The sequence below is a fragment of the Maribacter sp. Hel_I_7 genome, from assembly GCF_000688315.1.
In the GTDB taxonomy this organism is placed as follows: Bacteria; Bacteroidota; Bacteroidia; order Flavobacteriales; family Flavobacteriaceae; genus Maribacter; species Maribacter stanieri.
In genome coordinates this window covers 2,295,001-2,306,468 of sequence record NZ_JHZW01000002.1, presented here as the reverse complement: position 1 = coordinate 2,306,468, position 11,468 = coordinate 2,295,001, and the positions used below count along the sequence as shown (strand labels likewise).

14 protein-coding genes and 2 pseudogenes (1 of these 16 running past the window's edge) are annotated in these 11,468 nt (G+C 32.4%); 11 read left to right on the top strand and 5 right to left on the bottom strand.

The window, feature by feature from the left end:
• Positions 1–262: pseudogene (locus P178_RS23395) on the top strand (hypothetical protein); the annotation flags it as partial.
• On the opposite strand, the gene P178_RS0111615 reads toward P178_RS23395, so the two are convergent.
• On the bottom strand, positions 263–1,408 hold the full coding sequence (locus P178_RS0111615; protein WP_027066372.1) for a cysteine desulfurase family protein: 1,146 nt from the start codon (positions 1,406–1,408) through the stop codon (positions 263–265).
• 104 nt (positions 1,409–1,512) lie between these two features.
• On the opposite strand from P178_RS0111615, the gene P178_RS0111610 reads away from it, so the two are divergent.
• Positions 1,513–2,019 (top strand): hypothetical protein, encoded by a 507-nt coding sequence (locus P178_RS0111610; RefSeq protein WP_027066371.1) that lies wholly within the window; start codon positions 1,513–1,515, stop codon positions 2,017–2,019.
• A gap of 114 nt (positions 2,020–2,133) precedes the next feature.
• Here the strand turns inward: P178_RS0111610 and P178_RS21930 are convergent, their stop codons facing one another.
• Positions 2,134–2,562, bottom strand: coding sequence for a DNA mismatch repair protein MutS (locus tag P178_RS21930; protein WP_316930006.1), 429 nt, complete (start codon positions 2,560–2,562; stop codon positions 2,134–2,136).
• A gap of 140 nt (positions 2,563–2,702) precedes the next feature.
• Between P178_RS21930 and P178_RS23710 the strand changes: the two genes are divergently transcribed.
• From P178_RS23710 to P178_RS0111595, 3 genes are all read left to right on the top strand, one after another.
• Positions 2,703–2,876: a DUF2752 domain-containing protein gene (locus P178_RS23710; RefSeq protein ID WP_410477204.1), complete on the top strand. Its 174-nt coding sequence runs from the start codon at positions 2,703–2,705 to the stop codon at positions 2,874–2,876.
• Between the two features lie 62 nt (positions 2,877–2,938).
• Positions 2,939–3,178, top strand: coding sequence for a CCC motif membrane protein (locus P178_RS21925; protein WP_231500530.1), 240 nt, complete (start codon positions 2,939–2,941; stop codon positions 3,176–3,178).
• Between the two features lie 97 nt (positions 3,179–3,275).
• Positions 3,276–3,587, top strand: a complete 312-nt coding sequence (locus tag P178_RS0111595) for a CCC motif membrane protein (protein WP_027066370.1) — start codon at positions 3,276–3,278, stop codon at positions 3,585–3,587.
• 52 nt (positions 3,588–3,639) lie between these two features.
• On the opposite strand, the pseudogene rocD reads toward P178_RS0111595, so the two are convergent.
• Positions 3,640–4,919 (bottom strand): annotated as a pseudogene (gene rocD, locus P178_RS21920) (ornithine--oxo-acid transaminase).
• Between the two features lie 235 nt (positions 4,920–5,154).
• Here rocD and P178_RS0111580 point away from each other — a divergent pair.
• The 4 genes from P178_RS0111580 (at position 5,155) to P178_RS0111565 (ending at position 9,201) form a co-directional block, all read left to right on the top strand.
• On the top strand, positions 5,155–6,327 hold the full coding sequence (locus tag P178_RS0111580; protein WP_027066369.1) for a mechanosensitive ion channel: 1,173 nt from the start codon (positions 5,155–5,157) through the stop codon (positions 6,325–6,327).
• A gap of 187 nt (positions 6,328–6,514) precedes the next feature.
• Entirely contained in the window at positions 6,515–7,927 is a 1,413-nt protein-coding gene (gene rlmD, locus P178_RS0111575; RefSeq protein ID WP_027066368.1) for a 23S rRNA (uracil(1939)-C(5))-methyltransferase RlmD, read from the top strand.
• Between the two features lies 1 nt (position 7,928).
• Positions 7,929–8,435 (top strand): DUF6452 family protein, encoded by a 507-nt coding sequence (locus P178_RS0111570; protein WP_027066367.1) that lies wholly within the window; start codon positions 7,929–7,931, stop codon positions 8,433–8,435.
• Positions 8,416–9,201, top strand: a complete 786-nt coding sequence (locus P178_RS0111565) for a DUF6048 family protein (protein WP_027066366.1) — start codon at positions 8,416–8,418, stop codon at positions 9,199–9,201. The genes P178_RS0111570 and P178_RS0111565 overlap by 20 nt, the downstream gene beginning before the upstream one ends.
• On the opposite strand, the gene P178_RS0111560 is transcribed toward P178_RS0111565, so the two are convergent.
• Positions 9,196–9,426, bottom strand: a complete 231-nt coding sequence (locus P178_RS0111560; RefSeq protein ID WP_027066365.1) for a hypothetical protein — start codon at positions 9,424–9,426, stop codon at positions 9,196–9,198. The two genes, P178_RS0111565 and P178_RS0111560, sit on opposite strands and share 6 nt — an antisense overlap.
• The gene (locus P178_RS0111555; protein ID WP_027066364.1) at positions 9,423–10,592 is read right to left on the bottom strand and encodes a class I SAM-dependent RNA methyltransferase; all 1,170 of its coding nucleotides are present in this window, start codon (positions 10,590–10,592) and stop codon (positions 9,423–9,425) included. Before P178_RS0111555 ends, P178_RS0111560 begins: the two co-directional genes overlap by 4 nt.
• A gap of 94 nt (positions 10,593–10,686) precedes the next feature.
• Between P178_RS0111555 and P178_RS0111550 the strand changes: the two genes are divergently transcribed.
• Both P178_RS0111550 and P178_RS0111545 read left to right on the top strand, forming a co-directional pair.
• Positions 10,687–11,358: a ZIP family metal transporter gene (locus tag P178_RS0111550; protein WP_027066363.1), complete on the top strand. Its 672-nt coding sequence runs from the start codon at positions 10,687–10,689 to the stop codon at positions 11,356–11,358.
• A protein-coding gene (locus P178_RS0111545; protein WP_027064533.1) for a DUF4268 domain-containing protein crosses the window boundary here: on the top strand, positions 11,359–11,468 show its start. 316 nt of this gene lie beyond the right edge of the window; only the first 110 of its 426 coding nucleotides appear in the window; it begins with the start codon at positions 11,359–11,361; its stop codon lies off the right edge, out of view.

Here is an 11,468-nt window from a genome sequence, read left to right as displayed (position 1 = left end):
TTTAGATTTAAATATTTTATTATCAAATGGTATACCTACAGAATTTAGTTTTACAGATTATTTCTCTGGTGGCGCCAATTATGGTAGAATAGGAATTAAAATAAGTGATGGCGATTCTGGTAAACTTCTTTGGAAATACGAGAAAGAAATAAATAAGAAGACTGGTAAAAACACTACAGACCTTATTGACCGAATGATGAAATTAGCCATTAGAAAATTCCCATACGAAAGAGAAAGAAAACGCGATCGTAATAAAAATTAATTACGCTTCTATAATATCTTTTATAACCCCAATAGTATAATCAATATCTTCTTTTGTATTATATGTTGAGAATGAAAAACGAACAGATGGCTTTTTCATATCTTCAGCAGATAGTATTTGCGTAAGTACGTGTGAACCGGCATCGCTACCAGACTGGCATGCACTACCCTTAGAACAAGCAATTCCTTTCATATCAAGATTAAACAAAAGTAGCATAGCTTTATCTTCTGTAATTGGCAAACATACATTTACTAGAGTGTAAGTACTTTTATCCATATCACCAGAATGCCCATTAAATTTAGCATTGGGGATAGTTGACTTTACTTGCGCTATGAAATAAGACTTAAGCTCTTCAACATATTTCTTTTCAGCTTCTAAGTTCTCATACGCATGTATAAAAGCTTCTTCTAAACCAACAATGTTATGGAATGATTCTGTACCAGCTCTTAGCCCTCGTTCTTGCGAACCACCAGAAATCATACAGCTTAATCCAGAGTTTTTACGAATAAAAGCAAAACCAATGCCTTTAGGAACGTGAAATTTATGAGCGGCAGCAGCTAAAAAGTCAATAGGAAATGCTTTTACATCCCAATTATAATGACCTAATGATTGAACGGTATCTGAATGAACCAGTGCGCCGTATTTTTTTGACAAAAGAGTAATTTCTTCTAAATCAATTTTATTTCCTATTTCATTATTGACATGCATTAAGCTTACCAATTTTTTAGAATCATCTTTTTGTAAAAGTATTTCTAAATGTGCCAAATCTGGATTACCATATTCATCCAAATCAACATATAATAATTGAATTGCAGCTTTTTGCTCTAATTCTTCTACAGTATGCAAAACTGCATGATGCTCAATTCTAGAAGTAATTATAGTCTTTACACCCAAATCACGTACGGCACATCTAATAATCATATTATCTGCCTCTGTACCACCAGAAGTAAAAATAATTTCTGACGGTTGCGCATTAATATATTTAGCGATTGTTTTACGCGCACTTTCAATAGCAGTTTTAGCCGTTCTTCCAAAACTATGTGTAGAAGAAGGGTTTCCGTAAGTACCTAAGGCATCTTGCATTTTAGCAATTACATTAGGGTGAACTTGTGTAGTGGCGGCATTATCTAAATATACATGTTTCATATAAGCATACTCTAAAAATAAATAAAGCACAAAAATAGTTAATTAACCCATAAATGACTGTGATGCTACAGACAGATTTCCAAATTTTAAATTAAATTTGAATTATGAAAAAATACCTTTTAATTGGTTGTTCAATTTTGCTCTTTGGATGTAATGATGGTGAATTACAAATAGAAACCGTAGATTTTGATAGTATAGAAACCGTTCAAAGTTGTGATACAGTATCTGTCTCAACCGAAAATGTATTGTTTAAAATAAATGGTGATGAAGCTTTAATAGTAACATTGCCTAGTGGGCTTTTAAAAAATGAAGTTAGTACTACAGAATTAACTAGTGCTGTTCCTGGCAGCTCTCAAATAAGCTACCGTATATTTTCAGAGACAGTAACCAGTACTTATTTCTGTGATTCGCCACCACCACTTACACCAACAGTTTTAGAAGAAATTGAAGCAGAAGGCGGAAGTATTACTATCACCACTACTACTGAAGATAGCATAACATTCACCCATACTATTCAACTAAGTGGAATTACATTTTTAAACGAAAACGGAAGTAGAATTACCGATTTGCAAGTGAGTGAATTTGGTACCGTTACTACTACAGCCGGTTAATTTAAAAATTTTGAAAGACGTAAACCTCTGTTGCCCCTAGCCCATATTTTTGGTAGTCCGCATCATAGTACTTAACGTTATCATACTTTCTAAAAAGATAACCCAACTCTTCTTTCAGCACCCCTCACCTACGCCATGTATAAAAACAATTTTCTGAATTCTCTTACTAATAGCAAAATCTAGTTGTCTTTTTGCACTATCTAACTGTAAATTCAACATATCAAATTTGCTAATCGCTTTTGGATTTTTCACTAATTGATTAATGTGTAAATCAACCTCCATTTTAGGAGCAGTACGCTCCTTTGTTCTTAAAACAGTAGTTTTTCTTCTTTTAGGAATTTCTTTTTCTTTCTTGATTTTGGCAATTTCATAGTTGGAAACATGAATATCGTCAGAAATTAAAACCAACTCCTTAAAATCAAAAGTTAACGGAAAACCATCATCACTTAAAATGGTGACACTGCGATCATTTATAGACTTAACTACGCCTTTTATGACATCGTCAATTGTTTCTACGGTATCGCCAATCTTAAAATGAGACATGTTTTTGTTTTGAATACACAAAAATAATGGTAATTTTCGGACTATTAATTTATTTAAAGATGCGCCTTAAGGCATTAATTATTTTTTTGGATTAGAAAGTTTTATGCTTCCTGTTTTACAAAACAGATATTAGGCGTTGATTGCCCGGCTGTGGGTTACAACGATCATTGCTATTTTTAATAAAAGGCGAGTTTGTTTCTGCTTTTTTAATGTACCCAGCTATTTACCCTATGTTACTACTTTTTGGTTTTTTAGGGCTCAATAAAATTTATTCTTTAAACATTCAAATACAATTACGATTACACTTATGGTAAGTACCGTAGGTTTTATATTGACCAATTACATTTTAAAATTCATTTAACTAAACCTTTAAATTATGGAACAACAAAAATTACCTAATGTAACTATCGCTCTTATCTTAAGTATCGTATCTTTTTTATGCTGCTGTGTAAGTGCTGGTATTGGAGGTGTTATTTTGTCTGGTATTGCATTAATTTTAGTAAACAAAGACACTAAAACTTATCAGGAAAATCCTCAAGAATATTCCAATTTTAGTACTCTTAAGACAACTAAAATTGTTGCTATAATAGGACTAGTCTTGGAGTACTTTCTCTAGTATGGACGGTATACTCAATAGTTTCTATGGGTGGTTGGGATGCATATATAGAACAAACCTCTGAAATTATGAACAACTTGGAATACCAATGGAATAAATGAACAATTCAGAATATCAACAAATACCAGGTTCTAGTAACGCTTTAACTTTTGGAATTTTATCCATTGTTTTATCCATTTTCTGTTGTGGTCCTTTTGGCGCCATATTCAGTATCATTGGTTTAAATAATGCGAAGAAGGCACAAAGGTTTTATGAAAATAACCCTGGTAATTATAGAGGATATGAAAATATAAATACTGGCAGGATTTTATCTTACATTGGTCTTGCAATAGCTATTATCCTTTTAATTCTTTCTATAGTCTATTTCGGTTTAATTATAGCAATATTTGCATCAGCCGATTTTCAATAGAAGAAAAATTACAAACAAAAAAATCCCGATTTACATCGGGGATTTTTTATTTCTATTGTTTAAACTCTTTCAGTGTTTTAATAATGATTGAAACACAATCTAGTAGCTCTTCTTTAGTCATTACCAAAGGTGGTGCAAACGAATTATATTACCATGTGTTGGTTTCGCCAACAATCCATTCTCCTTTAATGCCATACATATATCCCAAGCTGTAGAGCTCTCTTCACTGTCATTAATAAGAATTGCATTTAATAGACCTTTACCACGAACACTGTTTACTAAATCTGTAGTTGGTATGAATTTATTCAACTCTGATCTAAAAAGTTCACCTAATACAAATGCATTTTCTGCAAGCTTTTCATTTTTTACCACTTCTAGAGCAGCCATACCAACAGCAGCAGCAATTGGGTTACCACCAAAGGTACTACCATGGTTTCCTGGTCGTATAACATTCATAATAGCATCATTTGCCAAAACTGCTGAAACTGGATAAGCACCACCGGACAAAGCTTTTCCTAAAATTAAAATATCTGGCTTAATTTCTGGAGTTCCACTACAGTGTTTATCTGAACAAGAGCAATTACCACAAGTAGCTAATAAACGACCTGTTCTAGCAATACCTGTTTGTACTTCGTCTGCAATAAACAATACATTATACTTTTCACATAATGCTTTTGCTCCGCTTAAATAACCTTCAGAAGGTACGTAAACCCCTGCCTCACCTTGTATTGGCTCAACTAAGAAACCTGCAACATTTGAGTTTGATTTTAAAACCTCTTCTAAAGCCGTTAAATTATCATACGCTATTTTAATGAATCCGTCAGTATATGGTCCAAAATTCTTACGGGCAACAGGATCGTTAGAAAAAGAAATTATAGTTGTAGTACGACCGTGAAAATTATTTTCACAAACAACTATTTCCGCATTATTCTCAGCTATCCCTTTCTTTTCATAAGCCCACTTTCTACAAATCTTCAGTGCAGTTTCTACAGCCTCTGCACCAGTATTCATTGGTAAAAGCTTATCGAAATGAAAAGTTTCAGTAGCATATTTCTCATACTTGCCTAGCATATCATTATAAAATGCTCTAGACGTCAATGACAAAGTTTTTGCTTGTTCTGTCATTGCATCAACAATTTTTGGATGGCAATGACCTTGGTTTACTGCAGAATATGCAGAAAGAAAATCATAATATTTTTTTCCTTCAACGTCCCAAACAAATACACCTTCACCTTTACTTAATACTACAGGTAGTGGGTGATAATTGTGGGCTCCGTGTTTTTCTTCTAATGCGATAGCATCCTTAGAAGAGATGTTTTCTAAAATTGACATGGTAAAAATTACTTTAAATAAAACTTTAGCAATTCCTTCTATACCTTTTTCCTTTCGAAGAGTCGAAAATTCAGCGTGGGAGAGAAATCATCCTTGTAGAGTTACAAACTTAACAAATATTTTTTTTGAATCACCTTAAAATCGAAAAATCCCTATGAAGTACTGTAAAATGTGACTTTTAACAAAAATTTGTGTCCTACTTAATACAACCAATTTATTATATAAAAAAAACACTATGAATTATTTAGAGAACATGATGTCTAGCCTTTCAAATTCAGTTGGCGATTTTTTACCGAGTACGATCGGTGCAATATTGATACTGATAATTGGATGGTTTATTGCAGGGTTTGTAAAAAGACTAATTACCAAATTAATTAAAAGAACCAATATTGACAGTAAACTAGGGTCAGGCAAAATTGAACTCTCCTCATTTATCGGTAAACTAGTTTACTTTTTTATAATGATTTTTGTTTTTATGCTAGCCTTAGAAAAACTAGGTATGACCAGTGTTCTAGATCCTGTAAAAAATCTACTTAATGGATTTACAGGCTACATACCTAATATTGTAGGTGCTGGTTTAGTAGGTTACATAGGTTATATGCTAGCTACTATAGTTTCTGAGCTAGTCGGGCTCTCTGGGGAAACAATACAGAGTTTTGTGCCTAAATTAAAACTACCAGAAAATTTAGATTTAGTCAACATTCTTAAAAAGGTAGTTTTTATTTTCATATTTATACCCTTGTTAATTACTGCTTTGAATATATTGAATATGGATGCTATTTCTGTACCGGCAACTCATATGCTAGAACAATTTTTCAATGCCATCCCTAAAATTGTAGTAGCTGTTCTTATACTTTTAATCTTTGTAATTGGAGGTAAATTTGTTTCTGGGTTAGTTACTGATTTATTAGAAAGCTTAAATTTAGATGGTATTATTAACAGGATGAATTTAGGTAGCGTTTCTTCTAATACCAACCTACCTAAATTAATAGGAAATATTGTCTACTTCTTCATAGTACTTTTTGGTATTACTACAGCTTTAGAAAAATTAGAATTCCAAAAATTAACAGAAGTGCTTGATACGTTAGTGGGTGTTTCTGGTAATATTCTTTTTGGATTAGTCATCTTAATTATAGGAAATTGGATTGCATCTATTGCGCATAAAACAATGGCTAAAGATGAAAATAATCTTTTTGTTGCATCAATCGTAAGAATGTGCATTTTAGCAATATTCTTGGCTATGGGACTTAAAACAATGGGAATCGGAGATGATATTATAAACATGGCATTTGGTATTACCTTGGGTACAATCGCCGTTACAATAGCCCTTTCTTTTGGTCTTGGCGGTAGAGAAGCTGCAGGAAAACAGATGGAAAGAATTTTGAATAAATTCAACAAAAATAAATAGTAAAAAAACACAATTACCTTTATCCTAAAAGTCAAGAAACCTTAATTTAAGGTGTCTTGACTTTTTTAATTTCTATTGTAAATAACAATCTATAGTCAAATAAACTAAGTCATATTTAACTAAAATTAATAGACCCAAGTGTATGTAATTGTTATAATAAATGCAAACGGATGCTTACTTTTGCGCTATGCGAAAAAAGACAAAGCGACTAGTTTTTGAAAACGTTACCGTTACAGATGCAGCAGCAAAAGGTAAAACTATTGGTAAAGCACCTGACGGAAGAGTTATCTTTTTAACTAACACCGTACCAGGCGATGTGGTTGATGTACAAACGACCAAAAAACGTAAAGCATATTTTGAGGGAATCGCAACAAATTTCCACTCCCTTTCAGACAAGCGTGTAGAACCTGTTTGCCAACATTTCAATATATGTGGCGGTTGCAAATGGCAAGATATGGGCTATGAGCACCAATTGTTTTACAAACAAAAAGAAGTAGAAAATAATTTAAAAAGGATAGGTCATTTAGATTTACCAGAATTAACCCCTATTCTCGGTTCAGAAAAGCAATATTTCTATAGAAATAAGATGGAATTTTCTTTTTCAGATAGTCGCTGGTTAACTTTAGATGAAATAAAGTCTGACAATCAAATAGAAGATAAAAATGCATTAGGATTTCATATTCCTGGAATGTGGGATAAAATTTTGGACATAGAAAAATGTCATTTACAAAAAGACCCATCAAATGCTATTCGACTAGAAACAAAAAAATTTGCTACTGCAAACGGGTTGACTTTTTTTAATCCAAGAAATCAGCACGGCATGTTGCGTACCTTAATGATACGTACCACATCAACCGGTGAAATTATGGTATTGGTTCAGTTTTTTGAAAATGATAAAGAAAAGAGAGAATTACTTTTAAATCATCTTTCAAAAACATTTCCTGAAATTACATCCTTATTATATGTGATTAACCCAAAACAGAATGATACTATTTATGATCAAGAAATCATTTGTTTTGCTGGTAGGGACCATATCTTTGAAGAAATGGAGGGGTTGAAGTTTAAAATTAATGCAAAATCCTTTTACCAAACTAATTCTGAACAAGCTTACGAATTATACAAAATAACTAGAAATTTTGCCGATTTAAAAGGTGATGAATTGGTATATGACCTTTACACAGGTACCGGTACTATAGCACAATTTGTTTCCAAAAAGGCTAAAAAGGTGGTCGGTATAGAATCTGTTCCTGAAGCTATTTTAGATGCAAAAGCAAATGCAGTCCGTAATAATATCGAGAATGTAGATTTCTTTGTTGGTGATATGAAAAATGTATTCAACGAACAATTTATTACTCAAAATGGTGTGCCAGATGTAATTATTACTGACCCTCCACGAGATGGTATGCATAAAGACGTTGTTCAGCAAATACTAAACATCGCTCCTAAAAAAGTAGTTTATGTTAGTTGTAATAGCGCTACGCAGGCTAGAGATTTAGAATTAATGAAAGAGATGTATACAATTACTAAAGTTCAGCCAGTAGACATGTTTCCACAGACTCATCACGTAGAAAATGTTGTACTTTTAGAAAAGAAAGTTTAAAATGAGAAGATTTCAAATCGGATTATTAATTTTCCTAGGTATTATCTTCGCATCATCATGTGAGAAAGATGATATCTGTGTTGAGGGAGATACTCCTCTTTTGGTTATAGAATTTTACGATGTTACAGATACTTCTGCTTTAAAAGAAGTTACCACTTTAAGAGCTGTAGGTGTTGGACAAAATGTTACTGTCAATACTGTAACAGATAGAAGTACGGTAAGTACAATATCCATTCCTTTAAAAACAGATGAAGATGCTACAAGTTTTATATTGATTAGCAGTTCTGCTGAAAATGAGGATGGCACAGAAACTGGAAACGTTGATACCATTACTTTTTCCTATAACCGTTTAGAAGATTTTCTATCTCGCGGATGTGGTTTTGTTGTCAATTATGATGAATTACAAGGAAGCCTTACTGCCGATGATAATAACTGGATTCAAGATATTGAAATAACACAATCCCTAGTCACAAACTCAGATTCTACACATGTCAAGATTTTTCATTAATCTTTTATTTCTACTATGTTCTTGTTTAGCACTTAGTCAAAGTAAGCCCATAGATTTAAATCCAAAGGATACGTTAGAGTATAAACAATCTTATGGTCTAGGGTTAGGTATAGATTTAAGTAGAATCATTACTGGTGCTTTAGATGATAATTATAAAGGTTTTGAAATAGTTGCGGATTACAGATTAAATCAGAATTTATATCTAGCTGCTGAACTTGGAAATGAAGAAAAAACCAGACAAGAAGATCTTTACAATTTTACTACTTCTGGTAATTATCTAAAACTAGGTGTAAACAAAAATACATATGCTAACTGGTACGGTGAGCATAATTTAATTTACATGGGCGCTAGACTAGCATTTAGCACCTTTGAAAACACATTAAATAATTATCAATACTTTGATACGAATAGATATTGGAATCCAGATGGTTTTGCAAACGGCTCTGATGTGCCCGAAAAATTTTCAGGACTTTCTGCCACTTGGATTGAGGCTGTTTTTGGTACTAAAATAGAAGTAATATCAAATGTATATATGGGTGCCAGTATACGCCTAGGTCTTATATTAAGCCAAAAAGAAGACGAGCGCTTCCCTAATCTTTATGTACCAGGGTTTAACAAAGTAACTTGGGACAGTAATTTTGGAGTTGGATACAATTACAGCATATCTTATTTCTTACCTCTTTACAAAAAGAAAAATAAGGTTAAGAAAAAAATTGAAGAATCGGCACCTCCACAAGACCCACCAAGACCAAAAGAGCGTTTATAATATTTTAAACCCTTTTACAAAAATCCATTTCATTACAATCTTCTCTATGCCGTCAATTTTAGTAATGGCAAATTTTGGAGCTAAAAAAGAAGCCGCAATAGCTGAAATTACAGCTAGGTAGAAAGAGTCTATTGTTAGTAATACTTGTAAGCCAAAGCGAAACAAAACAAAGAGACTGGCAAAACCTAAAAAATTATATATTAAAACTTTATGCTTAGGTTTCATTCTTCGTTCCCTTTTTGATATTTTGCCTTCTTGCTACCCTCATACATCTCATATTTCACCAAACGAGATTCTAAATGACTATTAAACACTTTAATCTTACGAGAAGGTCTTAGCCCAACAAACTTTAAAGCAGGTAAATTACTGGTTATAAACCAAGCATTTGTACCAGGATATCCTTGTTTTAAAGTGTCTCCTATAGCGCTATAGAAGTTTTCCATATCTATATCTAATCGTTCACCATATGGTGGATTAAAACACATATGTAGCGTTCCTTCTGTTGGTTTGTCTGTTTTGAAAAAGTCATTTCGTTCAACAGTTATATAATCCGTAAGGTTAGCATTGTCAATATTATCTTGGGCTTTTCTTACTGCAGAAGGCGCTTTATCATAACCAATAATTTTATGATGAAACTCTCTGGTCTTCTTTAAGCTAGAGTCTATAATCTTTTCAAATAGTTCAGCATCAAAATCAGTCCATTTTTCGAATGCGAAACCTTTCCTATTAATATTTGCAGGTATATTACAAGCAATCATAGCAGCTTCTGTCAACATAGTTCCACTACCGCACATTGGATCTAAAAAATCGCTTTGTCCATCCCAACCACTTAATAAAAGTAATCCAGAAGCTAAGACTTCATTTATAGGCGCAATATTTGTTGCTGTACGATATCCCCTTTTGTGTAATGAAGTACCAGAGCTATCTAAAGAAACATTACAATCATTATTGTGGATATGAATATTTATACGCAAATCTGGATCCTTTACATCAACATCCGGTCTAGTACCATCAGTATCTCTAAATTTATCTACTATTGCATCTTTAGTTTTTTGAGAGACATATAATGAATGCGTAAACTGTTCTGAATTTACCGTGGCATCAATAGCAAATGTTTCACTGACAGAAAGATATTCTGTCCATTCCATTGCATATATCTTTTTATATAAGTCATTTTCATCCCTAACACGAAATGAATGAATAGGTTTAATAATTTTTATAGCTGTTCTCAAACAAAGATTTGCTTTGTACATAAACCCCGTATCACCTTCAAAAGATACATTTCTAGTTCCCTCTACAACATTGCTGGCACCAAGATTTCTAAGTTCCTTAGACAAAAGCTCTTCAAAACCAAATAAGGTCTTAGCGACCATTTTAAAATTATTACCCATATTCATCTTTTCTCGTACCGCAAAAATACGCTAATTTTGACGCTAGTTTAATTAATGACCTATTTCCTTTTCTAAAAGCTTAATTAGCATCTGCATGATTTATATTTTACCAATTCTAGGAGTGTTAATTAGTTTTCTTTTTGTCTTTATAGCTAAGCCACAAAAAAATGAAACCTTTAAACTTTTACTAGCATTTAGTGGTGCTTTTCTTTTAGCACTTACAATATTTGAAATGCTACCTGAAGTTTATTCAACTATTGATTCAAAGTCAATTGGAGTTTTCATAATGTTAGGAATACTATTTCAAATATTTTTAGAATTCTTCTCTAAAGGGGCAGAACACGGTCATGTACACATATCAAAAGAGAGTCAAAATTTTCCATGGTTACTCTTTATCAGTCTTTGTATTCATTCACTTCTTGAAGGTCTTCCAATAGGTACTAATGATACTATTATTTATGGAATTCTAATTCACAAAATTCCAATAGCGATTATATTAAGTATTTTCCTTTTAGGTTCTAATTTAAAGCCAGTGCAAGCCGGACTCTTTATGGTATTGTTTGCCATAATGACTCCTTTAGGTACCTATTTAGCGCATACCATTGATTTATTATCTACATACGGTGTTTATCTAAATGCTTTAGTAATAGGAGTATTTTTACATATCTCTACCGTAATATTATTTGAAAGTTCTGAAGGTCATAAATTCAATTTAAGGAAGTTACTAGTAATTATACTAGGAATAACAATCGCATATTTTTTATAAATGTTCAGTAAAGAAGACTCTAGAAAATTACGTGAAGAATTTTGGATTGCTTTTGGAAAATCATTTCCAAATAAATGGACTTTGTATAAAACTAAGGTCAAAGGACTATC